Source organism: Acetobacter sp. (assembly GCF_047721705.1).
Lineage (GTDB): Bacteria > Pseudomonadota > Alphaproteobacteria > Acetobacterales > Acetobacteraceae > Acetobacter.
On the sequence record NZ_JBDNXK010000014.1, the window covers coordinates 24867 to 51405 of the forward strand.

Sequence of the window (26539 nt, forward strand, 5' to 3'; positions counted from 1 at the left end):
GAAGGTGCTGCTTATGACAAAGAAACGCTGGCTTCCCGTAGCCGGAGGCGTCGCGATCGTTCTCGTTCTTGGTGGCGGTGTTCTGTGGGACACGATGGTGCGGGGCGAAACGGCCACCCTGCGTGTGATTGATGGAACCGGTCCCAATCCCACACTGCCCCCACCAAAAGAGCGGTTCATTCCCGCTCTCAACATTGCGTCGCCCATCGGATGGAAAGAGGGCGAACTGCCTGTCGCGGCCCCCGGACTGAAGGTCACGCCTTATGCGGCAGGTCTGGAACACCCACGCTGGCTTTATAAGCTTCCCAACGGCGATATTCTTGTGGCGGAATCGGATTCACCCGGCACGGATGCCAAATCGATCAAAAGCACCATAGCGGGCTTTGTGATGAAGAAGGCCGGATCGGGGAATAAAAGCCCCAACAGGATCATCCTGCTGCGCGACACGAAAAACAGCGGTTCGGCGGATGTGAAGACCGTCTTCCTTGAAGGTCTTTATTCCCCTTTCGGCATGGCCCTGATCGGCAATGATCTCTATGTCGCCAATGCCAACGCCATCGTCCGCTTCCCCTACCACGAAGGTGACACGCACATCAGCGAGCCGGGAGAGAAGATCGTCGATCTCCCCTCCGGCTATAATCATCACTGGACGAAGAACATTCTCGCCGCTCCGGACGGCAAATCCCTGTTCGTGACGGTGGGCTCCAACAGCAACATCACCGAGAACGGACTCGAGGCGGAGAAAGGGCGAGCCCTGATCGACCATCTCGACCTAGAGACACGGACGCTGTCCCCTTACGCCACCGGGCTGCGCAACCCGAACGGTCTCGCGTGGGAGCCTGAAACCGGAGCACTCTGGGTTGCTGTCAATGAACGTGATGAAATCGGCAGCGATCTGGTGCCGGACTACATCACAGCCGTGAAGGAAGGCGCATTTTATGGCTGGCCTTACAGCTATTACGGCCAGCATGTGGACACCCGGGTCCAGCCGGAAAATCCTGATCTTGTGGCGAAAGCCATTCCCCCGGATTACGCGGTCGGCCCCCATACTGCCTCGCTCGGCATCGCCTTTTCCATGGAAGCAGCCGCTCTTCCGGAAAAGTGGCGTTCCGGCCTGTTTGTCGCCCAGCACGGCTCTTGGAACAGGCGGCCGAAAAGCGGCTATCGCGTAATCTACGTACCTTTTGCTGACGGAAAACCTGACGGCATGCCGCGTGACGTGCTTTCCGGCTTTCTGACGGCGGATGAAAGATATACCCATGGCCGCCCGGTCGGTGTGACGCTGGACAAGGATGGCGCCCTTCTGGTGGCCGATGATGTAGGGAACGCCGTGTGGCGCGTGACTGGCCAGTAAGGCCTTCATAACTCAGCCGACCATTTGTCTGCTTGCTGCCGCAGGAGTATCAGGAGCGCATGTCCTCAGCTCCTGCTCTTGTCTGGTTCCGCGAAGATTTCCGTCTCGCGGACAATGCCGCCCTGTCCGCTGCCGCTCGGGAAGGCACGCCGCTTCTTTGCGTGTTTGTTTTCGACAAACACCATAAACCCGGTTCTGCGGCGTGCTGGTGGCTGGATGGTGCCCTCCGCGCACTGGATGCTTCGCTGAAAAAACACGGCGGCACTCTGCATGTTCTGGACGGCGATCCCTGTGTCCTGATCCCGGCGCTTGCGCAGGAAATGGCAGCATCCGCAGTTCATTGGAACCGGCGGTATGATCCGGCAGGACGGAAAATCGACACTACGATCAAAAGCGCTCTGAAAGACAGAGGCATACCGGCACACAGTTTTCCCGGCGCGCTGCTGCATGAACCGTGGAGCGTGCGCACCAAAGCCGACACGCCCTTTCAGGTGTTCACGCCTTTCTGGCGTGCGGCACGAGATCTACCCGAGCCACGGCCGCCCCTGCCGGCTCCGGATACTCTCTCCTTTGCGTCTTTCCCCTCAAAGATGGCAGACGCATGTGTAGAGATCGACGCTCTCAATCTCCGTCCCACGAACCCGGACTGGGCGGAAGGGTTTCGTGAGACATGGGACGTTGGAGAAGAAGCGGCGCATAGCATGCTCACGGATTTCATGGACAATGCGCTTGAAGGCTATGCGAAAAAGCGTGACTACCCCGCTTCCGAGGTGACGTCGCGCCTTTCCCCTTATCTGCGGTTCGGGCATGTCACGCCGGCTCAGTTGTGGCACGCGGCGCAAACAGTCCCTGCATCCGAGGAAGACAGAAGCAGGTTTCTGAGCGAATTGGGCTGGCGGGAATTCGCGTGGTCGATCCTGTTCGAACGATCCGATCTTTCTACCCGCAATATCCGTACGGAATTCGATGCGCTTCCATGGCGGAATGATCCGAAGGGGCTCTCGGCATGGCAAAAAGGCAGGACCGGTTATCCTCTCGTGGACGCCGGGATGCGGGAACTCTGGCATACAGGCTGGATGCACAACCGCGTCCGTATGGTGGTCGCCTCCTTCCTTGTGAAACACCTGCTCATTGATTGGCGATTGGGAGAACAGTGGTTCACGGACACGCTGGTGGATCACGACCCGGCCAGCAATCCGATGAACTGGCAATGGAACGCGGGAACGGGCGTGGATGCCGCACCCTTTTTCCGCATCATGAGTCCCATTCTGCAATCAGAAAAATTCGATCCGGAAGGTGACTATATCCGTCGCTGGGTGCCCGAATTGAGCCGGGTGCCTAGCAAGATCATCCATACGCCGTGGGCAGCGGACTCAAAAGCCCTTGCTGCCTGTGGAGTGGTGCTGGGGCGCGATTATCCGGAACCTGTCGTGGACCACAAGATGGCGCGCGACCGCGCACTTTCCACATGGAAAAATCTACGCGACGCATAAAAGGCGATCAGTGGAAATCAGGACTTATTCCACTGAAATCGCGAGCTTTTTTAGAACCTCCAGCGCAGCGAGGCGTTCACAGGCGGAAAGAGGCGAAAGGGTTTCCTCGGTGATGTGCCGCGCAGCCGGGATTGCATCGGCCAGCAGGCTCTCTCCGGCAGGAGCAATCGAGACCAGTTTCTGGCGTCGGTCCGCACTGTCCTGAATGACCCTTATCAGACCACGCTTTTTCAGACGGGCAACGATGTCGCGTAATGTCGCGTGATCGATTGCCGTCTCGTGGCTGATCTGCACAAGCGGAGAAGAGCCGAGTTTCTTGACGGTGACCATGACCGCGAACTGCACCGAAGTCAGATGATCGTCGGCTATTTCTTTCTGAAAGATCGCCGTATGCCGCTGATAGGCCCGCCGGAGCAGATATCCGATCTGCTGTTCAAGGTCATAATCGGACGGGGCATTCTGATCAGCGTTTGACATGTCGTCGGGGTACCTAACGAAAGGAGCAATGGAAGAATTTTCCTCCAGACAGCCCTTTTGACAACATATATCCACTTTTTTTGCCACGTCTCTTTGCAGATCAACGCATCTTGTTCTCCGGAATCAGCAGAACGGACATCCCGCCCACCAGAACAAGACCGGAAAACAGCCAGACCACACTCGACATATCTCCGAACATGGTGCGGGCATAACCCACCAAGGCCGTGGCGAAGAAACCGGCGATATTGGCGATCGACCCCGCCAAAGCCAGCCCGACCGCAGCGGCGGCGCCTTTCAGCATGAGCGACGGCAAAACCCAGAACGGAGGCAGGGCACCGAGAATACCCATATTCGCCAGCGTAATGAACAGGATCACCAGCCCCGGATTGCCGGTGACGAAGGGGATGCAGGTCATTGCCATGCTCCCGAACAATACTGGCAGAACGATATGCCACCGGCGTTCACCGCGCTTGTCGGAACTGCGCCCGATCAGAAACATGCTCAGGACGCCTCCGATCTGCGGAATGGCGCTCAGACACCCGATCTGGAAAGTCGAACGGATCCCATCGTCATGCAGGATGGAGGGTGTCCAGAAAGCGACGGTATAAAGACCCAGCAGCAATGTCCCGTCCACAAATCCCAGCAGCCAGACCCAAGGACTACGGAATGCTGCAGCGACGCTCGCGCCGGTCGTACCAGCAACAGCCGACCACATGGGGTTGTCCAGTTGCTGCTGCTCTTTTTCCCGCGCACTCAGCCACGTCGCCCGTTCGGGAGCAATCGGAAGAAACAGGAACACGGCAATACCAATGAGCACTGGCGGCAACGCTTCCCAGAAGAACAGCCACCGCCATCCTTCGTAACCGCTTACCCCATTTAACTGCTCCATGAGGAGTCCGGACAAGGGCCCACCAATGACACTGGCCAGAGGAATGCCCGCCATGAAAGCGGCCGTTGCCTTCGACCGATAATGGGGAGGAAACCAGAGCGCCAGATAGTACAGCACTCCCGGCATGAATCCCGCCTCCGCCACACCGAGCAGAAAGCGCAGAATGTAAAACTGCGTGGATGTCTGGACGAACATCATAGCCCCGGAACACAGTCCCCATGTAATGAGAATGCGTGCCACCCAGTTCCGCGCACCGAATTTTACCAACAGAAGACTGCTGGGCACTTCACACAGAATATACCCAAGAAAGAAGAGCCCTGTTCCCAACCCATAAACGGCTTCGCTCATATTCAGGTCGGCGAGCATCCGCAGCTTGGCATATCCGACATTCACGCGGTCCAGATAGGATGCGAGAAAGCCCAGAAAAAGCAGAGGCAGAACCCGCCAGGCCATGGCCTGATAGAGCCTGTCTCCCTGTCGCTCCGCGTGACTTGATGATTGAGCAACAGCAACGCGGGTCATGGTCACTCCAGATCGAACAGAGGCTGCTCTACTCAACAGAAATATCAGTAAGCGCCGGAAAGAAGAGCACCGCCAGCAGGCGCCACGCGCTCCAGCCCCAGCGCCTTGAGCATGGCATAGGTCGTCGCAACCGCCGCACTCAGCGTCGGCTTGCCTGTGAGCGCCTCCACCAGCGGCACGACCGGCAGCGACGGCATCTGCACACAGGCGGAAACGACCACGGCATCGGCCTCACTATAGCGAAGTCCTTTGACAATTTCCGGAAGACGCTGGCAATCATGCCTTGCCACATCGAGGTTATCCGGAATTTCGAGAGCCACGTAATCGATGACCTCGATCCCCTCGTTGGCAATGTAATTGACCACGAGTTCCGTCAGCGGACGCATATAAGGCGCGACAACAACGATCTTTTTGGCGCCCAGAACTTTCAGCCCATCGACCAGCGCACCCGCACTGGTGACAACCGGAGCCGGATGACCATTCTCGACCGTTCTTTCGTGAAGTCTCTTTTCAGATACGCGATGATAACCAAGCCCCATGGACATGGTCGCCACCAGACAGGCATAACCCAGCACGTCCAGCGCCGCGTCGCTCAGTTCCAGTGCGCAGCGGTCGGACTGCGCGTCCATCGCGGCCAGTTCTTCCTTCTTCACGGTCTTCATCCGCATACGGGCGGAATGGAACGTGAAGCGTTCCGGACGAATGCTTTCGCGCAGCTTCAGTAGCGCCGGAATTTCCGTTTCCATCGTGAGATTGGAACTCGGTACAATCTGACCGATGCGATGAATTTTTGTCATGAATCCTGATCCCGAAGAAAAAGGGAGGCCACCACGGGGAGCGGCCTCCTGTCATGGCTGGAAACGATCAGACGGAAACAGCCTTGTAAAATCCCTCTTCGTTATCCCAGGGAATCATGTGACCAGCATTTTCCACATGCACGATTTCGATAGCGGGATTCAGCTTGGCAATCTCTTCCTCGTCTTCCTTCTGGATGACGCCGCCGCGTGTTGCGACAACCAGCCGTGTCGGCACCTTCAGAGACGGAATGTCTTGATGAATGTCTTCCGTATGGAACTTCTCGAACGTGATGCGGGTCGCCAGTTCGTCACAGGTATGCAGCCACTCGGCGCGCAGTTTCAGCTGCTCGTCCGTCCATGTCGGACAGAAACGGCGCATCTCCTCCGCACTCATGCCCAGACGCGAAAGACGAATAGATTCCGTATACCAATCGAGTTTTGCCGGATAGGCACGACGGCCAGGACCACTGACAGGTGGATCAATCAGCATGAGCTGCGCCAACGCCGATGAATCCTTGTGCGCAGCACGAATGGCAATCCGGGCACCCATGGAATGCCCCATGAGCGTCACATCCTTCAGGCCAAGCGCCTTGATGAATTCGAGAACATCGTCTGCGTAACTGTCCAGATCATAATCCAGATCCGGCCCCGTGGAGGACAGACCACGCCCGCGCACATCGAGAATGTAAACGTCATTCTTCTCCGCAAGACGCTCCCCCACAAAGCCCCATGTGATGGCCGGGCTGGTGATACCGGGCACAAGCACCAGCGGCGTGCCCTTGCCGCCATAGCGGAGATAATGCTGACGGATGCCGTTGGCATGCACGTTCGCACCGTAAAGAAGTTTTGTTGCACTCATGATTTCAGTTTCTTCTTACTGATTGGGAATACGGGAAAGCAGCATGTCGAGGTCCATGACATCGCCGCACTTCTGGGCCATGTCGAACAGATTGGCCTCATGCGGCCCGATCGCGCGGTCTCCCACGCAATCCGAGACCACCACCGGACGGAAACCGGCCTGCATCGCATCGAGAACACTGGCGCGCACGCAGCCCGATGTCACGCATCCGGCAACGATCACGGTCTGCACACCATGTGTCACATACCACGCAGCCAGTGGCGTGCCGGAAAAGGCGGACGGCACCGTCTTGCGCACGACATACTCACCCTTCTCCGGCGCAAGTTCCGGCACGATGGCCGAGGCGGGATTGTCCTCCGTCAGCCCCAGCATGGACGGCACCTTGAGGGAGAAGATGTTGCCGTCAGCACCATCATCCGCAAAGACGATGCGCGTATGGGCCACTTTCCAGCCCTTTTCGCGCGCAACCGCCAGCAGGGTGCGCGTGCGTTCGATGGCCTCCGGGATGTTGCCACCACCGAAAGCCTCCGGATCGGCAAAGCCATTGACGAAATCGACAATCAGCAGACCGATGCCGCCCGTGATCCCAATCTCGTTGCCGAATCCCTGCTTTTTGTATCGCGCCTCGTCGCGCATGCCGTCGGAAGTCATCAGGCTTCTCCCACCAGTTTGCCGTCTTTCACCACTGTCTCGTTGTCGATCATCACCGTGCAGTTCCGCATCGGGATATCGATGTGACAGGCCGTATCGCGATCACCGCCCGCTTCGTTGTTCGGTCCTGTGGACCACAGGAAGTTTCCGGCACAGGCGCGCGGATCCATGCCAATGCTGGCCTCGCGGTCATAGAAACCCATGACGGACCAGTGGGCACGATCCTGAAGCCCCCAGCCGATATGCGACACCGCGTACACCTCGGGGTCGTTGAAGCTTTCCATGTAATCGCGCAGATGGTCGGCTTCGAAACCGCCTTCGATCGCGCGCACATAGCCCTTTTCCAGATGGCAGGTGATCGGCTCGGTGACGTAGCTTTTCTGTGGCAGCAGGATATCGCCGGGCGCAAGCACGATCTTGCCCTCAGCCGTGCCTTCATTGGCCCATGTCGCAAGGAAGCCGCTCGGCCAGTGATCCCAGCGTCCCGGCTTTTCCACGAAGCCATATTCTTCAAGGATCGGATATTCGCCAAGCGCGAACGTCGCATCGGTGCCCGCTGCGGACGTCACCTTCATCGTGCGGGCGGTCCGCAGTTTGGCGGACGCCGCCAGAACACGCTCGCGATCCTCGGCAGTCGGCGTCATGCGCACCAGTACATCCGGTGGCTCGACCGCCAGCAGGATACGGCCGCCCGCTTCGAGAATCTCGTGCTGTTCAGCGGAGAAAAGCAGAGTCATCAGATCAAGCACCAGATCGCTGGCCTTGAGCATTTCCACCGCCGCGCGATTGCCGGTCAGCGGCGTCGTGCCGACATAGGCCAGCGGATCGCGGGAAAGAGATGTGCCACCATTGCTCGGCTGCAGATCGAGACGGTTGGCGAACGCACCCTTCTCCTGCACCGCTAGAATGGCGCAGCGCAGGGTCTGCTCGTTGGTCCCCTGCGAGGTGAGGATGGTCACGCTCTGGCCGTTCTGCAACTTGCAGAGATCCAGAACCTGACGCCAGGACTGAACGAGTTCAAAATCACTTACAGGCATGGGACTGCTCCTTCAGAAAATCTTTCGAGCATATGACGAAGGATAAACACTGCATGTCAGTGCCCTCCCTCGGCGCGAATACGGGCGATGCGGGCAACGAGGTTGGTCCATTCTCCTCTCTCGGGAGCCATGGTGCGACGCAGGAAAGCCACCACTTCCGAAATCTGCCGATCTGACAACAGGTGACGGTAAGCCGGCATCATGTTTTCCGCGTTGTGGGCTGGCGACGGCGCACCGTCGAGCAGCACACGGATGAGATTGTCCGGCGTGTCGGCCCACACATTGCTGTTCAGGGCGAGTGGCGGACGGGCACCGTAGAGATGCGCCCCCTCACCCTCATGACACACGGCGCAGGCGGAACCGTAGATGCGGGCTCCCTCACCTTTTTCCAGTGCCTGCAAAGATGCCGTGCGGGTCAGCACTTCTTCACGACGGGCCACGGCACCAGCCGGTGCCTGCCGCGTATCGAAGGATGCGATGTAATGGGCGATGGCACGAACGTCCTCATCCGGCAGCACTTCCATCGCGTGAACCACGGGAGCCATCGGACCGCCGGCAGGACCGTGATTGGGGCTGAACCCCGTCCGCAGATAAGCGTAGAGATCGTCCTCGCTCCACGGGATCGGCGAACGGGACAAGGCGGACAACGCGGGCGCAACCCAGCCTTCCGCTTCTCCACCAGCCAGATAAGCAGTTTTCGCACGCTCGGCACCCAGCATATTGCGCGGCGTGTGACACGCCGAGCAGTGCCCCAGCCCTTCCGCCAGATATGCGCCCCGATTCCACTGTGCCGAACGCGCCGGATCTTCCACGAAAGGCGCCGTACTGTGAAACAGTGCGTTCCACCCCGCCATGGAGAAGCGGAGATTATACGGGAACTTCAGCGCCGTTTTCGGAGGCTGTTTCCGGACCGGCTCCTGCGACATGAGATAGGCATAAAGCGCCTGCATGTCCTCATCGCTGGTCTTGGCAAAAGCCGTGTAAGGAAAAGCGGGATACAGATGACGACCATCGCGGCCGATGCCTTCGCGCATCGCCCGCTCAAACGCCTGATAGGACCACCGACCAATGCCCGTTTCAGGGTCCGGCGTCAGGTTGGTGGAATAGATGGTGCCGAACGGCGTCTCCAGCGCGAGCCCGCCAACGTTTATCTGACCACCTAGCGCGGTATGACAGACGGCGCAATCACCAGCAGCAGCCACAAGCTTTCCGCGTGCAATGATTTCCGGTGAGAACATGCCCGGCACGGGCGGCGCAACAGGTGCGATCGGCGCGCGCCACGGCAGCAGGCCGGTCAGCGCGCTTCCTGCCACGGCGAAAACTGCCCCGAAGCCCGCTGTGCGAAGCAGTCCTTTCCAGCCCTGCCGTGCCGCAGGTTGTGCCGGTTCCCCCACCACCGCAAGCGCGGGCAATGGTGCCGGAGACTGCCGTTCCAGCGGACCAAGCGCCTCATCCAGCTGCGCCTTGACCTTTTCCGGTGTGAACGGAACATCCCGAAAACGAACGCCTGTAGCAGCATACATCGCATTCGCAATAGCGGCCGCGCTCGGTACGGAAGCTGATTCACCCGCACCCAGCGGCGGTTGATCGGGGCGCTCCATCAGCACCGGCTCGATTTCGGGAACATCGGGAAACTGGATGATGGGATACCCACCCCATTCCTTGCTTTCCACGCCCTTGTCGTCGAACGTGACCTGTTCCGTAAGAATACGGCTGGTGGACTGCACGACATTGCCGTGAAGCTGATGACGCACCCCGGCGGGATTGATCATCAGCCCCGCATCCTGCCCCACAACGGCGCGGGTCACACTGACCACACCCGTTAGGCGGTCGACCTCCACATCCGCAACCCATGCTGACCAGGCCGCAGGCTTTCCCGGAAAGGGCCCATGCACATACAGCGCATAGGCCAGCCCACGTCCCCGCAGAATACGCTCCTGCGGGTCAGGCTGCGGTGCTTCGGTGCGTGGTTCCCACCCCGCCCGTGCCGCCGTCGCTTTCAGCAGGTCCGCCGCACGCTGATCGGGCAGATGCCGAAGGCGATATTCCAGCGGGTCCACCCCGGCTTCCGCCGCCAGTTCGTCTATGTAGCTGTCGTGCGCAAAACTGTTTGGCAGAGCAGACACGCCACGAAACCACGACGCCCGCGCCATCGGCGGCATGTCCTTCACCGTGATGCGCGCATTGGTGTATTCGTAGGGCGGAATGGCCGTCCGATCGCCCATCTGCGTGACGGCTGGAATGTCACCGGGCACAACGCCGGTCAGCACCAGAGCCAGCAACGGCGAGACATTCGAGGGATAGCTCGTATCCAGATCGTAGGCGACAGGATTGCCCGCCTCATCCAGACCGCCTCTGATACTGACAAGCTGTGCCGTGCCCTTCGGCTCCCAGACATGCTCCTGCTCGCGGGAAAGCTGCACCCGCACCGGACGCCCGACCGCGCGGGATAGCAGCGCGGCATCACCCCCTACATCATCCGCGCAGTTACGTCCGTAGCAACCCGCCGCTTCGTGCCTGACAATGGTGACCTTCTCTTTCGACAGCCCCATCAGCATGGCGATATCGGCTTGCAGCATATGGGGATTTTGCGTCCCCGACCAGACAGTCAGCCCCTCGTCACGCCAGTCTGCCACCGAACAGGACGGGCCGATGGAACCGTGCATCTGATAGGGCCAGTGATATTCACGGTCCAGCCGATGCGCGAGCGTTTCAAGATGACCTTCCGCATCGCCCTGATCGAGAACGACACGCGGCTCGTATGGATTTTTTTTGACCGCCTCAATCGGATCGGACAGGTCGGGCAATGCGGGGGGCGCCCATGTCACCTTCAGCGCACGCGCCGCTTCCACCGCCTGCTCTTCACGTTCTGCAACGACACCCACGAAGTCGCCGATGACCACGACATCGACAAGCCCTGTGATATGAGCAACGGATTCCCGATCCACCTCCAGCAGGGAACGTCCGACGAACGGGCCGTGGTCGTAACCACCATAGGGCGGACGCACGACACGGGCATGCAGCATCCCCGGCACGCGCACATCGTGCACATAGACCATGCGCCCCGTCACCTTGTCAGGAATGTCCACCCGAGGCATCTCACGCCCGACAACGCGATATTCAGACGGCGCCTTTACCGGCGTTTCTTCATCTAGTTCCTGACGCACCGTGATGTCACGAACGAGATCGCCCATGCTGATGGAGCGATCCTGCCCTGAAGCATCCTCAAGCTTTCCATTCCGGAAAGACAGGTCTGTAACAGGATGATTCGTCAGTGTCGCCGCACGATCCAGCAGAATGCGACGGGCCTGCGCGGCTGCCTTTCGCAGCGGCTTGGCCGTAATCTGGATGGTTTCACTGGCAATGGTCGCCCCTTGATCAGGGGTCTTGTCGGTATGGCCCAGCACCATCCGAACTCGCGTCAGATCGGCATCGAGTTCATCCGCGACGATCTGAGCGAGTGATGTCGCGATCCCCGTCCCGAGATCGACATGCCCACAGAAACCGAGAACCTGTCCCTCCGCGTCGATCTGGACGAGCACTTCCTCACGGGGAACGAAATCACCGCCACGGGCGGCGAGACCTGTCGGCGGTTGCGACTTACGAAAGATCTGGAGCAGACCAGTCACGTTCCGTCGTTCTCCCTTTCCGGATCAGCCGTTTCCAGACCAGCGGCGATACGCGCCGCGCGCATGATTTCGATATGCGTGCCGCAACGGCACAGATTGTAGCGAAGCGCTTCTTTCAGAGCCCGTTCATCAGGATTGGGCACAGCATCGAGAAAGGCCCGCAAGGTCATGACCATCCCATTGAGGCAGTAACCGCACTGCGCGGCCTGAGCCTTTACAAAGGCCTGCTGGACAGGATCGCTCCCATCCGGAGAAAGCCCTTCCAATGTCACAATATTTTCACAGGCGGCTGCCGCATCGAGACGCACCACGCAGCTACGGGCTGCCTTGCCATCCAGCAGCACCGTGCAGGCGCCACACGCACCGAGACCACAGCCGAACTTCGGGCCATTGAGACCCAGATCGTTCCGCAACACGGTCAACAGTGGGGTCTGGCCGGCAGCCATCACCTCGTGACGTCTGCCATTGACCGTCAGAAAGACGCTTGCCGCCATGGCGCCCTTCCCCTTTTCACATCAGCCAAGCGCCAGATCGTAGACGTTGTCGCCGTAGCACCAGTAAGGATCTTCCGGCTGACGCAGCCAAGTGTTGGCGTTGGAGATGCTCTGCACCTTGGTGGCACGCTCCTTGCGGGCCTCGTGATAAGCGCGGAAGGTGTGCTCCAGATCCTTCGTGCCCAGTTCTTTCAGGGCACGCGCCAGAACGGCGGCATCCTCGACAGCCATGGCCGCGCCCTGCGCCATATGCGGCTTCATCGGATGACAGGAATCGCCCATCAGAACAGTGCGCCCCTGATACCAGGTCGGCAGCGGTGCACGGGTCTTGAGTGGCCACTTGGTCACGACATCAGTGGCGTCGATGTAGCCCTGCACCAGCGGGTGGAAGCCCTTGAATGCCTCACGAAGCGCTTCCTGACTGCTCGGTAATTGGCCTGCACGGCTGGTCCATTCGGCAGGTTCACCCGTCACGAGATAGAACTCGTCTTCGTTCCGATCGAGATAGTAGCAGACGATGTGACGATCTTCCGACCACCACTTGGCATTGACATCAGCGCCCAGGCTCTTGGCGGCGGCACCGGGGATGATGGCACGGTGTGCGATCCAGCCCGTATAAACGGCTTCGTCCAGACCGAAGATTTTCTCACGCACACGCGAATTGATCCCGTCAGCGCCGACCAGAATATCGACGGTTTCCGTCGCGCCATTCTCGAAAGACAGCGTCACGTCGCGGCCATTGTCGACGAAATCGACCAGTTTATGGCCCCAGCGCACCCGCTCCGGGCTGATGCAGTCCAGCATCGCCTGATGCAGATCACCACGATGGATCGTGATGTAAGGCGCACCATACCGGTCACGCTCAGCATTGAGCGGGATCTTCGCCATGACAGCGCCGTCGTCCCACTTCCGGCTGACCCAGTAATCAGGCAGGCAGGAGATCGCTTCCAGCTTCTTGTCCAGACCATCCAGATGCGCGAGGATCTTCAGCACATTGGGACCAAACTGAATACCCGCCCCAAGGCGGGAGAAAGCCGGAGCCTGATCAAAAAGAACAACATCGAAGCCCGCCCGCTGAAGGAGTCCAGCCGCGGCAACCCCTCCCAGCCCTGCTCCCGCAATTCCTATGCGCACTCCGTCCGACATGCTCCGCCTTCCTCAATCTGCCACATCATCACGCATATCCAGCGAGAATTAATCGCGTATACGCTATATTGTGGATACTCACCGATTTGGAAACGCAACGTCAAGGGAATAATTTCGATTCTGTTATATTTTGGTCGAGCAAGGCCGTCGGCCCTTTGTTTTCCGAGTCAAAGGAGCCGTCGCTGTGTTGCTTACAGCCGTATATGGTTGCGTTGTGGAGTATGGAGGGACCGTGGTCATGCTGGTGACGGCTGCTAACAACCGGCTATTTATGGAAGCCACGCAGTTGGTTGCTCATCACCACAAAGGCAGAATCTTGCCGCAGAAAGTCAGTCCACAGCCTCGGGCATCATATTATTTGATTAAGTAGAAAATGACCCCGAACGGCTTTTCGTCAGACTGAAGCCATTCGGGGTATCGCAATACGCGCTACGGCAAGCTGAAATCAGCTTGCCTCGCGACCCTTCTGGGCGTCTCCGCCATCATCAGGGTTAAACCTGATCACGTGCGCTTAGTAGTGGACAGAAGCGGAATCGATCAGAGGGGCTTTGGGAGGAGCAAACCTCGTCAGATCAATTCCCTCAACGGCTTCCATATATTCCTCATTGCTCGGCGTACGGCCAAGGATGGCCGATAGCACCACAACCGGAGTTGAAGCCAGAAGAGATTCCCCTTTCTTGGTGCCGGAATCTTCTACGACACGCCCCTGAAACAGCCGGGTCGAAGTCGCAAGAACGGTATCACCCTTTTCTGCTTTTTCCTGATTCCCCATGCACAGATTACAACCAGGGCGTTCCAGATAGAGGATGTTTTCGTATTCAGTGCGTGGAGCACTTTTCGGGTGTGAGTCGTCAAACTCGAAGCCGGAATAACGCTCCAGAATTTCCCAGTCCCCTTCGGCCTTCAGTTCGTCAATGATATTGTAAGTCGGAGCAGCAACGACGAGCGGCGCGTTGAACTCCACCTTCCCTTTTGCCTTTTCGATATTCTTGAGCATCTGGGCCACGATTTTCATATCGCCCTTATGCACCATGCACGATCCCACGAACCCGAGATCCACCTTTTTGGTGCCGCCATAATAGGAAACCGGGCGGATTGTGTCATGAGTATAACGCTTGGACACATCGGCATTGTTTACATCGGGGTCGGCGATCATCGGCTCGTTGATCACATCGAGATCGACAACAACCTCGGCGAAGTATTTCGCGTTGTCATCGGGAGCAAGCGGAGGATGTTCGCCCGACCGTATCTCGGCAATACGCTTGTCAGCCTTGGCGATGAGGCCTTTCAGGGTGCCGGCAGCATTGTCCATGCCCTTGTCGATCATGATCTGGATACGCGACTTGGCGACTTCCAGCGACTCAATCAGCGCCTCATCCTGAGAGATGCAGATGGAGGCCTTGGCCTTCATCTCGGCCGTCCAATCCGTAAAGGTGAAGGCCTGATCGGCAAGCAGCGTACCAATGTGCACTTCGATGATGCGCCCCTGGAATACGTTGTCGCCGCACTGCTTGAGCATCTGCGCCTGCGTCGCATGCACCACGTCACGGAAGTCCATATGCGGCTGCATCGTGCCTTTGAACGTCACCTTGACCGATTGCGGGATCGGCATCGTTGCTTCGCCGGTGGCCAGCGCCAGCGCCACTGTGCCTGAATCAGCACCGAACGCCACGCCCTTGGACATACGGGTATGGCTGTCACCACCAATAATGATGTCCCAGTCACTCACGGTGAGGTCGTTCAGAACCTTGTGAATCACGTCCGTCATCGGGGGATAGACACCCTTCGGATCACGGGCTGTGATCAAACCGAAGTCGTTCATGAACTTCATGAGCTTCGGAATGTTCGCCTGCGCCTTCTTGTCCCAGACGGATGCCGTATGACAGCCCGACTGATACGCGCCATCCACCAGGGGCGAAATGACGGTAGCCGCCATCGCCTCAAGTTCCTGTGCTGTCATCAGGCCGGTGGTGTCCTGCGAACCGACGATATTCACCTTAACGCGAACGTCCGACCCTGCATGCAGAACCTTGCCGGGTGTTACGCCCACAGCGTTACGGTTGAATATTTTCTCGACCGCCGTCAGGCCCTGATTTTCGACCGTAATTTCCTTGTTGGGTGCGAAAACGCGGGGAGCTTCGATCCCCAACGTCTGGGCAGCAAATGTCTGGAGCTTCTTTCCGAAAACGATAGCGTAAGAACTGCCCGCCTTCATGAACTCCATTTTCTGGGGTGTGAAGGCCGCGGCGACATCGACCAGCTCTTTTCCATCCTCATCGCGAAGCTTCTTGTTCTTCACATCGATTTTCAGGATAGTACCGGTCGCGACCGAATATTTTTCCTCAAGGACGGGATTGCCGTCGTTATTCAGGATCGGCTTACCGTCTTCGCCGGTCTTTCTGACCCAATTCTTCAGATTGATGCCAATACCACCGGTCACATCGACGGTCGTCGCAAAAATTGGCGAGATGCCATTGGTGCCTGCAACGATTGGAGCGTAGTTGACGAAAGGAACGTAGGGACTGGCCTGTTTACCGGTCCAGAGCGCTACGTTGTTCACGCCAGACATACGCGACGAACCGACGCCCATCGTGCCTTTTTCAGCGATCATCATCACCCGCGCGTCAGGGTGCTGCTTCTGCAGTGCGACGATTTCCTGCTGTGCCGCAGGCGAAATCATGCACTGACCGTGCAGTTCGCGATCCGAGCGTGAGTGCGCCTGATTGCCCGGAGACAGAAGATCGGTCGAAATATCACCTTCAGCCGCAATGAAGGTGACGACCTTGATCTCGTCCTCAACATCCGGGAGTTTGGTGAAAAACTCGGCCTTGGCGTAGCTCTCGAGCACGTCCTTCGCGACAGCATTGCCCGCTTTGTAAGCATCACGCAGTCGGAACATGTCGGCGTCGTAAAGGAAAACCTGAGTTTTCAGCACCTCGCCAGCCTGTTTGGCGATCGCAGCGTCATCACCAAGGGCTATGTCAAGAAGAACCTTGACCGAGGGGCCACCCTTCATGTGCGACAGCAGTTCGAGGGCGTAGGCTGGCGTGATCTCCGGAACGACCACCTCGCCCAGGACGATCTTCTTCAGAAAGTCTGCCTTGACACCAGCAGCGCTCGTGGTTCCCGGCAATGTGTTATAAATAAAGAACTTGAGAGCATCTGCCCTCTGCTCGTTACCCGCATCCTCAATCAATGCGATGATGTCACGAACGAGACCGCCGTCATCGATCGGCTTGGGAGAAAGCCCCTGACTTTTTCGTTCCTTGATTTCGGTCAGGTAATCTGAGTAGGCGTTCATCGCAATCCCAACGTCATTGAGGTGTATGGACCGGAAACACGGCCCTGCAAATCGGATATAGTCAAGGGACTTTAACATGCTGAAGGGGGCCAGCACGCCACCTTTTTCCGACTAACAGGGCACGACACTCCGACAAAGACAGTCCTTTGAATTCGGCGTTAACCGCTTAAAAATGGCAATCTTCATATTCATTGGACTGGAATATGAGCCACCACTTTTACCCTCCCGGGCCTCTCCGATCTGACCGATGACACAGCAGTTGTCATTTCAATTTTCCGGCACTGACGATCTCTATTGGCATGTGTCGTGAAGAGGTTGAAGGCAAGCGGGCCAGCATATTGGAATATGCTCGGTTACAATGACTATTGATGTTGCAAAAGCGTGTCATTAGTTAGCCATCTCCAGTTTAGTCCGGGAGGCCGGATGTGTCAGTGGAACACCAACCCGTTTCAAGCGCGACGAATCAGTTGTCCAAATATCGGGCAGGAACAGGCGAAGTGACAGTATCAGTGGCACTTCACGTAAAGCCAGTGTCACGAACACCAGTATCTGACAAAAAGCTCACCGCCCACCAACTGGTCAGCATAGTGCCACCGTGCGACCAGAAATGACGCAAGCCATACTGCCAGTATCCGAACACCGGTCGTTGTTCATCGCCAACTCTTACTGGAGCAGGTCTTCCATGATGCTCGCTCTCTGTCCGGACTCAGGGAGTGGCGACTGCCATTCCCCCCGCATTAACGATTGCGTAGATTTTCGAGGTCAGTCCGCCCCCGATGGGAGGCATCGGGCTTCGTTACGGGTTCTTCTACGATCCCAGCACATCGCACTAATCGGATGGCGCTTCAGCCCCATCTTGAACAGGGCGAAGTTTCTCTGATCGGCGAGAAAAGCGCTTATGATCAAAACAGTTGAATGGGTGCGAGCAGTCGAAAAGCCTTGAATAGGCTGAGTTTCAATCCACAGCGGCTTCCGTGGAGCAATAGGTAAATCGAAGTGTGTGGTGTCCGTTCATGAAATAAGCCTCGGGCATTTTATCCAGTTACTACAAGGCCACTGCTACCTGTATTCTAAACATTCATTGAAAAAACAGACAGTTAAGCAGACGAGTAAAGTCTGTTCTTTGGATGCCAAACAGTGCCCTCTGCCGTCAGTCATTCAGAGGCAGCTTTATGGCGATTGCCATCGTGATTGGTGATGAACATCAGCGTCACTGAGTCTGGCGCGTCCTGCCGATGCCAAATCTTACCCGGCACCACAAGAACATCTCCCTTTTTCGCAATGGAACTGGTCTCGCCATTTTTGCCCCGCAGAGTCAGTGTTGTTTTTCCTTCGACCACAAGAAGAAATTCATCAGTAGGATGCTCTTCCCACGGCGTGGAGCCTTTGAAACGCAGAAGCCCGACATCATGCGTTCCAAACGGAAAAAGTATTTTCAGGCCACTCGTTGAAACGGATTCTGTCTTTTTTCCAATATCGATAACCGATAGATCGGCAGCTTCTTCCGCCAGATTGAAGATGGTCATGATTCCCTCATTGCTTTGGATGTTAGGAGGAGAGGCGGTTCATCACAGCACAGACCAGAAAGTTTTCTGGTCGCCATCACAATGAACAGCAACATGATGACGCCGACGATCCACGTCACCAGAAACGTCCTGCCATACCCGATCATGGATGCCAGAGGCGCGATCGCACTGCCGGCAAGGACATTGGCAAGGCTCTCTCCACACTGGAGAAAACTGTAGTCTGTTCCGGGGCGATTTTCCGAAGACCAGTTCATGAGCATGGCCCAGACGGAGACGTAAAATCCTCCGTCGATAAAATTCTCCATGCCCAGACCGATATACAGAAGAGACTGATTGGCCCTGTCCGCAGTCTGGAGAAGCAATAATGTCCCCAGCAGCAGGGTAGACGGCCAGATGAGCAGACTGACCGCCCTACGACTTCCCAGCATCCTGACGGCGGGAAACCCAATGATCGCCCCACCGATCGCGCCACATATGATGTTGGACATCTGCAACATTCCGGCAAAATCGATGCTGAAAGACCGATCCATCAACCAGGGCTGGAGCAGCATGGCGAGAGCCGAACTCGCAAACTTGAAGGTAACCGCGACAAGAAATGCCCATCGAAAACCCGTCTGACGAAAAAGATCGACCAGCCGCGATGGAGTCTGACGCGCAACGGTAATGGCGGGCTCCACACTAGCCCTTAACGGCAGAAGCAGAAGCCACAGGATGAAAAGTTCACCCGCCATGCTCCACATGACGCCAGACCAGCCCGATCGCTCATAAATGAAAAGCGCCCCCGATCCCCCCGCAACCATACCCAGTAGAAACGAAATCACCTGTAAAGCATTAGCAAGTCCTGCATTACGCCCCTTCATGTGAGAAACGGTGCAGGCATTCGTGAAAATATCCTGCGTGGCAAAAACCGTGTTCAGAAACAGAATCCCCGATAGAGCAATCAGAAAATGCCGTTCAGGAGAAGCAAATCCTACAAATAGACAGGCTATGACAGCAGCCATGTGTGTCCATAAGGCCAGACGACCATAACCCCATCGCTTCCCGGCATTATCCGCAATTCCTGCCCCGAAGCATTTCAACGCCCACGGCAGAAACAGCAGACCCGTCAGTCCGATGTCTTTCAGGGATGCGCCACCCTGACGCAGAATGGTCGCAAACGCGTTGAACGCCAGGCCGGCCGGAATACCCTGAGCACCATACATGAGACCGATCGCCAGCAACCGTTTCGGCAGCAGACTTTCAAGGTCAACGCCCCGTTCCCGAACGGACTCAGATTTCATTTTCTTGTCGGGCATGTTTCAGAAGTTCACGCCGACACGGAAACCAAGCTGGCGAGGATTAGCGGCCACCACATATCCACCTGACAGGCCGCGTGTGAAATAGCTTGAATCTGTCAGGTTGTGTCCGTACAGCGCTACACTCCAATGTTTCCAGCGTTTCTCGATCTGGGCATCGACCAGAACATACGGCGCGTTCCGAATAGCACTGCTCGGATAAAGCGTTGTACGGCCACGCCGGACAACGCTCACACTCACCTCCCATCCGGGTGCTGGATGCCACTCCCCCGAAAAACCGAAATTGCTGCGTGGCGTGCCAGCCATCTGTTTGCCGCTATAATCGGTGCCACCAAATACGAAACGGTCATAAGCAGCATAGGTGAGACCCACAAACGCATTGAGCTGGAGGGTATCAATCGGTTTCCAGTGTGCTGTCGCTTCCATACCCCGGGAATGCGCTGTGCCAGCAGTGCCAATAAGAGACTCTCCCGCGCCATTTGTCGCCGAGACCTGAAGATTGGAAAGGAAGTTGGCAAATCCAACAGCTTCCACGGACCAGCGCCCGGTGGGATGACCCAACCGATATCCCAATTCGATATTGTTGCCGTAACTGGAAGCATAAGGCACCGAAACCGTGCTGGCATAGGAGCCATAAGGACTATAATTCGGTGGCAGAAAAGACCGCGTATAGCTGAGCCATCCGAACTGACTCAGTGTGTTTGAAACCTGCGGGTTGTATTCCAGTTTCAAACCCGGAAGCGGCGCTGTCTTGGAAAGCGTCTGACGCGGCAGGCTCTGCTGAATACTGTAACTGTAAGGATCATCACCACTCATGGAGCTGGTCCAGTTGCTGATGGAACTGTCGACATGCTCGATGCGAAGGGACGGCACAAGACGCCAGCTCTGCGCGAAACGCCAGCCTAACTCTCCCATGAAAGCAACATTCGCCGTCGTCAGCGTCGCGGTCGTCCGACTGGCATAATAGGGTAACATGTCAAAGTCATACGGCGCCCAACGTTTGAGCTGCTGCCCGTAAATACCCCCTTTCCAGTCCAATGTGCCGGAACTGCCTGACAGCATGATGGAACCGCCGATCTGGCGCGTGGGTGAAGTAAATCCGGAATTTGCCGAGAAAACGGAATATGGGTTGCTATAGCGCCAGTCCGTTGAAACCCCGCCAAACGTAACATCCAGAATCATGCGCTGACTGAAACGGCGATGATACTGGGCTGAACCCAGAAGATACTCAGTATCGTTCACTCCCGCCGAAGTATTGTAGGAAACGTGCTTTCGGGCATGATCCGGTGTTTCGAAATAATCGTTGCCACCATGGTTCAGCATATGATGCAAGCTGAAACGCCATTCGCCGCCATCACTATCCTTGTGCAACAGCTTGATGCGCCCGAACCACCCATGCCACCCACCCGTGTTGCGTCGGTCCAAAGCACGATTGTGGATGTAACCGTCAGCAGTTTCCCCACCAACGGCTAGACGGATGCTGGTGGAAGCATCAATAGGCATATCTCCCGAAAACGTCGCTCGTTTGCGATTACCGGTGCCATATTCGAAATCCATCGCGCCAGCCATCTTGTTTCCAGGATCACGCGACTGGGCTGAAACCATACCACCAAACGCATTGACCCCTTCCGTAAGCTGGGGACCGCGCATGACGTCCACATTACTGAAATCGAACATCTGCCCCATGGCAAAACTTGGCACAGGCACGCCGTCGATCAGCACCGGTGTGTAGAGGACCGGCCCCTCATCCTCAGTTCCACCCAAACCACGCACCATCAGAACGGGGTTGTTCGGTGTCGTGTTGGTGAAAGAGAGATTAGGCACGCGCTCGGCGATATCCCCAAGAGTCTGCATCCGATAAGCCTGCATGTCCTGAGGTGAGATATGTGTCGCGCTCACGGGTGTGGTGAAAGTCGGCCGTTTACCCCATACCCTCACATGCTCCTTCACGGGACGGCATTCGGTCTTTGGCTTTTCAGCCTTTTCTCCACTTTTGTGAACGCACTGCCCCATTTGTCTAGTCGCCGCCAATCCCATCCCAGGCGACGCGGTCAAGGCTATGCAAACAAACGCAAGAGAACTGACTTTCCTTAAACGGAAGCCATTCCCGTCCATTGATAAGGAGAGGTTTTCTTTCATGAGTTCGGATGATAATAATTCTCATTATCTTCGCTACCCGCATCGGCCCGACTACCCCGATCGGACAGGAAAGACCGCACCCTGATGATAGAAGCCAGCTCAACTCAGGTTCATCGACCGCATCCAGAGCATGTCGCCGGCACGTCCTTGCTGCATCCACACTCACGCGAATTTCCCGGAGGTCTGCATACGAGCGGGTTTGTGGCCAGCCGGGCAAGCGAACTGAGTGGCCATTTCGACGAGCCGGGTTTTACAACCCGCTGCACTGTCATCCTCTCAGGTTCATGCAACATGACCGCTGGCGGTCAAACGCATCATTTTCAGGCTCACGATCTTGTTCTCGCGCGAACATCTCAGGAAACATTCAGTTTCGAAAATAGTGTCGGGTTTTCAGCCCTCGAAATTCATGTGCCCCCCTTGCTTATCGAGCAGATGGACATCGAACCACTGGCTGGCATTCACACCCGTTCCTTGGGGGGGCAGGATCCCGTCATCAAAACAGCCAGACAACTCCTTGGTTATCTGCGAAAGAGTTCACGCTCCTTCTTTCAAACCAGCAAGTCCGAAGCCTTTGTAGGATTCGGACTTGCGATGACCACGCTGGGATATGCCTTCACACAGGATAAAACAGGTCGCGCACAACTGAGACAAGGAAACATCACCGGACTTGAAACCGCACGTCAGGCTCTGCTTGCGCACTTCGATCAAGCCCCGAAGATCTCTGAATTGGCGGCGATCTCCGGCCTCAGTTCTACACGATTCAAGGAACTGTTTCGTCAACAGTTTGGCTGTGCTCCATATACCCTTTATCAGGCTCATCGCATGGAACATGCCTGTCATTTGCTGCAACGCAAAAACGTAACCGAAACCGCCATGGAACTTGGTTATAGCAACGTCAGCCATTTCAGCGCATCTTTTCAGAAACATTTCGGTTGCACCCCAAGTAAATGGCAGCGACTTGCAATATAAATAACGTTTACTCACAGCCCAAAAAAACAGCCTTCTCGTTTTGGATGTGCGCTTATCGGACACAAACGAACGTCGTTACTAATCGGAAATAATATGACAACCACCTGTTTTAGTTACGTTTACAGAACGATTTCTTCGGCAATCTGTTGGGAAAACGGTCGGAAATGCAGATACTCAGCTAGTTTCAGCAGATCAAAACGTGGCAGAGGGCTTTTTGTGATGTCTGTCTTGCCCTTGAGCGCTTCAAAAACTCCCTCCGTGACATCGCTTCGCCACCCCGAGATGAAGTCAACCATGATCGCTTCAGCTTCACCGAGAACCTGAAAATTTGCAGCCTTATAGATGTCGGGCTAGCTGTGACATCCGGACCGCCGGCCACTACAGACTTACTCTTGGCCCGGCATGTGTCGATGATATGCAAGGCATCGTTTCTCTGAGGAAACATGCCTCCAGTCATCAACCATATCGGCCCAGGCGAAATCTTCTTCCGACAGAATTGCCCTGTTGTAACTGACCTGCCTGATGTTCCAGCTATCCGGCGAGCACTCCCAAGTCGCGCGCCCCTGTCAAGCCACAGATCTCGTTGCAATCCAAAACGAAAAAGCATTAAAAAACGTAAAGATCATGAGGGTCTTACAACTGCCAGCATCAGGAAAAAATTCTCAAATAAAACAGCTGATTACGATCAAAGAGAGAAACGCTCCGCTTTTTCGAAAGCGTACCGGACCATGGGCGGCCTGATTCAGTTCTAGGGAAACAATCTGCAGAAAACGGCAGATTCCGCGCGAAGGATAGTCACGGAACCCATAGAACAAGAAAATGATCGTTTATAAGATAGAACATCCGGAAGGAGAGATAGAACAGTTGTTATTTACCGTCGGCAAGCTGAATTTCTGGATTTGGCCGGTAAAAGTAGAACGGAAAGATCAAATTTCCATGTCTGCCATTCGGATCGTAGCCTAGCTACCCGCATGTCCTGAATGAAGCAGTAAACACCTGTCCAGTTCCATGGTCGGAAGTCACCGGTATGGTTTAATTTATCATCCCGGTTGAGATTTTGAGCGTGATTCCATTTAGGGCCATTTCGATTAATGGCCAGTTCCCACTTTTTGCAACAGCAACGACGTAGCCATCGGGCCTTACCAGCCAGATACCGTTTTCATCTGGTGGCGGGTACACTACAGGCATCAGCAAAAAAGAGTGACGCGCGATCATGGCCCGCGCATCTCTACTGTCCTTGGCAGCAAGCACGAAGCGGGGAATATAACCTCGTTCAGAACCTTGTCTTGTAATCAGTCGCTGCCCGGGCCTAGGTCCGCGCAATCCTCGGGCTGAACCCACGTTGAGAGGGCTGTCACGGTAATCAATCATGATTCCGGAAAGTCGGTCAGCCATGGCGCGACGGATCACCGGAATGCTGAAAATCCGTTTCACAATAAGGTTGCGCACTTTCTGCGCCAGATGGCTTCTGAGCAGAACAACTCCGGTCATACGTCCGGAATCTGACAGTATCTGCCGTGCAACACAGCTGCGTTCGATACTGTAGCTGTCCAGCAGGGAGGGCGCGGCTTCCTGCCGCTCGACAAGCGCCAGTTTCCAAGCGAGATTGAAGGCATCCTGCATGCCCGTGTTCATGCCCTGACCGCCGGCCGGACTATGAATATGGGCTGCATCGCCGGCCAGAAAAACACGGCCCTTGCGATAATCCCGGACCATACGTTCGTTGACCCGGAAATCCGACAGCCATACCGGATTGGAGAGGATGATTCCGCCGGGCCCGCGCTGATCGACAATCGTCTGCATTTTCTCAATATCCGGTTCATGCAACGGTGCCGAACCAGAATCGGCGATGATACGGTAGCGGTCCCGCGATATCGGAAAAAACATGACAGCGCCATCAGGATGCCAGAATATCGCCGGCTCGTCAGGCGGGATGGCAAGACCGGTCACATGCACATCAGCGAGGACAAACCCAATGGGTAACGTGTCTCCCCCAAATGTTAGGCCCAGCCTACTGCGAACCAAGGAATGTGCACCGTCGCAACCGATGAGCCAGCCCGCTTCCAGAGTTTCACTCCTGTCGCCCGCATGCATGAGCGTGCATGAAACATCGGCATCCCTATTAACGAAGTCCCTCAGTTCAGTTTCGCGTTCGACAGTAATGCCAAAAGTCCTGAGATGGTCTTCCAGTAACCGTTCGGTTTCCGATTGCGGGATCATCAGCAGGTAATTGAAGGAAGAGGCAATCGTCCCGAAGGGGATGCGGGCGAGTGTCCTGTTGCCGACGTGGATACTGACGGCCTTTGCATGCAGTCCGGCGGCCACAAACGCATCCGCACAGCCTGCGGCGTCAAGCAGTTCCAGCGTTCGGGGCCAGATGGCCAGCGCCCGAGACTGGCTCGCACGGGCCGGCGTCTTGTCGATAACCCTGACAGGCACGCCATACCGGGCCAGTTCGGCGGCCATGATCAAGCCAACAGGTCCAGCGCCGGTAACGAGAACGGGCTTCGACATGGTTTTTGTCCAGAGGAAAAGAACTGTGCAGCCATACGGACGGGCGCACTCTGGCAGGGAATCTCATCCAGTCCTGACACTCGTTCTTGATATCTTTGCACAAAATATGGCATGCGGTTTGACAATTTTCTGGCACGTCTTCAAGTTTGTCTTCAATCAACTTTTTCTCCAAAGAAAGTTGGCTCAGACTCTGCGTCAGAACGGAAATGTCACTACCGCGTTTGATTGTCTTCATGACATTTCGGATTTCAGCATCGATTAGCCTAAGCGCTTGCTAATCACTCTCGAATTGAGTGTGTCGTCTGCTTTTTAAAGTCTCAAACTCCCTCTTGTAAGCGACGACAGCTTCCTGCAGTGCTTGCTCTGAGACTATACGACCAGTCAGACCAGAAATTACTCTGTGCTCGACAAACTCCCGTTTGATGGTCCGGTTATTTTGGCATATCATTCCCCGACGCCTGCTAAGGCACCTCTCCTCAGCACGAACCCAACTTCCACCACAAACACCGCAGACCATTCTACTCGACAAACAAGATGTCAGGCGTCTCGCAGCATTCATTGTTTTTGCGTGTCCTGTAGACCTCCCTAGTTCCTGCCTCCTTTTTAAAAAGTCAGCTTGGCAGTATCTTGGCGTTTCTTGATAGCCTGCCATAAATCGTCAGGAATAATCCTGAGTTCCCGTACGATCTTATGCACAATCTGATTTTCAGGATTCTTACAAAAAATTCTATTTCCTGTTTCCCTACTGGTTCGTTTATTCCATACTGAAAGCCCTTTATAAAATTTGTTGTTGAGAATCCCTGTCCCTCGAGAAGCATGTCGGTTATAAGCAGAACTGTTCCAGTTTCCGGCAAGCAGACGGTCGCCAATAGCTCTCGTTACCTTCTGATATTCTCATCCAGACTTTTGATTGCTGTATTTGCAGCTGATCAGGGAAAATATCATGAAAAAGAAACTCGTTTTCCATCGCCTACGTTAATGGCGCCACGTCCTGGAATGCAGGAAAAATGGTGGGCGCCAAGCGGGCGCAACTGGCCTTGGTGCTAGCGCTCACCTCTCATGGTGTAACGGCCAATTCGGAGGGTATCGCGGTCACGGTTCCGGCTAAAGACGGGGGCAAACTGGTTGCCGCTCTGAAAACTCTCGCCGAAAGGCCAGCGCCTGAAGTGGAAGTTCTGGCCCAACTAGTGCCTGATATGAAGCGCGCAAAGTATGACGCCTATTTAGGAGACGAATTGCTGGCACGTTGTTATGCCAGCGAGCATATCAAAGCGGCACGCGTGCCGATCATTGCTGCTGACCTGCTCTCTAGGTTGCCGGCTGGAGTAAAAACAACTTTTGAAACCTAAGTGCTCCTTTAAGATGTTTGACGTTAGCCAGAACGTATTAGAATGACGAATAACCGTTCAATGATATTTCGTTTTTATAAAGTAAGAAAAGGATTTTT

General features: G+C 56.0%; 20 protein-coding genes and 1 pseudogene. 4 read left to right on the forward strand and 17 right to left on the reverse strand.

The genetic code is table 11. The features are described 5' to 3' along the window. Positions 1–94 precede the first annotated feature (94 nt). Positions 95–1354 carry a PQQ-dependent sugar dehydrogenase gene (locus tag ABF824_RS04075; RefSeq protein ID WP_415486628.1) on the forward strand — a complete coding sequence of 420 codons (1260 nt, stop codon included), beginning with the start codon at positions 95–97 and terminating at the stop codon, positions 1352–1354. Between the two features lie 59 nt (positions 1355–1413). After that, complete coding sequence (locus ABF824_RS04080) at positions 1414–2847, forward strand: cryptochrome/photolyase family protein (RefSeq protein WP_415486607.1); 1434 nt, start codon at positions 1414–1416, stop codon at positions 2845–2847. Between the two features lie 24 nt (positions 2848–2871). Here the strand turns inward: ABF824_RS04080 and ABF824_RS04085 are convergent, their stop codons facing one another. From ABF824_RS04085 to ABF824_RS04150, 14 genes are all read right to left on the reverse strand, one after another. Next, positions 2872–3324: a MarR family winged helix-turn-helix transcriptional regulator gene (locus ABF824_RS04085; RefSeq protein WP_415486608.1), complete on the reverse strand. Its 453-nt coding sequence runs from the start codon at positions 3322–3324 to the stop codon at positions 2872–2874. 100 nt (positions 3325–3424) lie between these two features. After that, on the reverse strand, positions 3425–4735 hold the full coding sequence (locus ABF824_RS04090; RefSeq protein ID WP_415486609.1) for an MFS transporter: 1311 nt from the start codon (positions 4733–4735) through the stop codon (positions 3425–3427). Between the two features lie 44 nt (positions 4736–4779). Then, positions 4780–5532, reverse strand: coding sequence for an Asp/Glu racemase (locus ABF824_RS04095; RefSeq protein ID WP_415486610.1), 753 nt, complete (start codon positions 5530–5532; stop codon positions 4780–4782). Between the two features lie 67 nt (positions 5533–5599). Continuing rightward, complete coding sequence (locus ABF824_RS04100; RefSeq protein ID WP_415486611.1) at positions 5600–6391, reverse strand: alpha/beta fold hydrolase; 792 nt, start codon at positions 6389–6391, stop codon at positions 5600–5602. A gap of 15 nt (positions 6392–6406) precedes the next feature. Beyond that, entirely contained in the window at positions 6407–7042 is a 636-nt protein-coding gene (locus ABF824_RS04105) for an isochorismatase family protein (protein ID WP_415486612.1), read from the reverse strand. Further along, complete coding sequence (locus ABF824_RS04110) at positions 7042–8079, reverse strand: 2,5-dihydroxypyridine 5,6-dioxygenase (protein WP_415486613.1); 1038 nt, start codon at positions 8077–8079, stop codon at positions 7042–7044. The genes ABF824_RS04105 and ABF824_RS04110 overlap by 1 nt, the downstream gene beginning before the upstream one ends. A gap of 56 nt (positions 8080–8135) precedes the next feature. Next, the gene (locus ABF824_RS04115; RefSeq protein ID WP_415486614.1) at positions 8136–11708 is read right to left on the reverse strand and encodes a molybdopterin cofactor-binding domain-containing protein; all 3573 of its coding nucleotides are present in this window, start codon (positions 11706–11708) and stop codon (positions 8136–8138) included. Further along, a complete protein-coding gene (locus ABF824_RS04120) occupies positions 11705–12202 on the reverse strand; it encodes a (2Fe-2S)-binding protein (protein WP_415486615.1) in 498 nt (165 codons plus the stop codon). The genes ABF824_RS04115 and ABF824_RS04120 overlap by 4 nt, the downstream gene beginning before the upstream one ends. Positions 12203–12223: 21 nt before the next feature. Next, complete coding sequence (locus ABF824_RS04125) at positions 12224–13348, reverse strand: FAD-dependent monooxygenase (protein WP_415486616.1); 1125 nt, start codon at positions 13346–13348, stop codon at positions 12224–12226. A gap of 511 nt (positions 13349–13859) precedes the next feature. Beyond that, positions 13860–16649, reverse strand: a complete 2790-nt coding sequence (locus tag ABF824_RS04130; protein ID WP_415486617.1) for a bifunctional aconitate hydratase 2/2-methylisocitrate dehydratase — start codon at positions 16647–16649, stop codon at positions 13860–13862. Between the two features lie 387 nt (positions 16650–17036). Next, positions 17037–17192, reverse strand: coding sequence for a hypothetical protein (locus ABF824_RS04135; RefSeq protein ID WP_415486618.1), 156 nt, complete (start codon positions 17190–17192; stop codon positions 17037–17039). Positions 17193–17803: 611 nt separating this feature from the next. Then, complete coding sequence (locus tag ABF824_RS04140) at positions 17804–18175, reverse strand: cupin domain-containing protein (protein ID WP_415486619.1); 372 nt, start codon at positions 18173–18175, stop codon at positions 17804–17806. Beyond that, the gene (locus ABF824_RS04145) at positions 18172–19455 is read right to left on the reverse strand and encodes an MFS transporter (protein ID WP_415486620.1); all 1284 of its coding nucleotides are present in this window, start codon (positions 19453–19455) and stop codon (positions 18172–18174) included. Before ABF824_RS04145 ends, ABF824_RS04140 begins: the two co-directional genes overlap by 4 nt. A gap of 18 nt (positions 19456–19473) precedes the next feature. Continuing rightward, positions 19474–21369: a TonB-dependent receptor gene (locus ABF824_RS04150; protein ID WP_415486621.1), complete on the reverse strand. Its 1896-nt coding sequence runs from the start codon at positions 21367–21369 to the stop codon at positions 19474–19476. 531 nt (positions 21370–21900) lie between these two features. Between ABF824_RS04150 and ABF824_RS04155 the strand changes: the two genes are divergently transcribed. After that, the gene (locus ABF824_RS04155) at positions 21901–22578 is read left to right on the forward strand and encodes a helix-turn-helix domain-containing protein (RefSeq protein WP_415486622.1); all 678 of its coding nucleotides are present in this window, start codon (positions 21901–21903) and stop codon (positions 22576–22578) included. A gap of 164 nt (positions 22579–22742) precedes the next feature. On the opposite strand, the pseudogene ABF824_RS04160 reads toward ABF824_RS04155, so the two are convergent. From ABF824_RS04160 to ABF824_RS04170, 3 genes and pseudogenes are all read right to left on the reverse strand, one after another. Continuing rightward, positions 22743–23204: pseudogene (locus ABF824_RS04160) on the reverse strand (B12-binding domain-containing radical SAM protein); the annotation flags it as partial. A gap of 406 nt (positions 23205–23610) precedes the next feature. Beyond that, complete coding sequence (locus tag ABF824_RS04165) at positions 23611–25092, reverse strand: FAD-dependent monooxygenase (protein WP_415486623.1); 1482 nt, start codon at positions 25090–25092, stop codon at positions 23611–23613. Positions 25093–25695: 603 nt separating this feature from the next. Continuing rightward, a complete protein-coding gene (locus ABF824_RS04170; protein WP_415486629.1) occupies positions 25696–25962 on the reverse strand; it encodes a recombinase family protein in 267 nt (88 codons plus the stop codon). A 137-nt stretch (positions 25963–26099) separates the two neighbouring features. Here ABF824_RS04170 and ABF824_RS04175 point away from each other — a divergent pair, with 137 nt between their 5' ends. After that, entirely contained in the window at positions 26100–26441 is a 342-nt protein-coding gene (locus ABF824_RS04175; protein WP_415486624.1) for a hypothetical protein, read from the forward strand. The last annotated feature ends 98 nt before the right edge of the window (positions 26442–26539 follow it).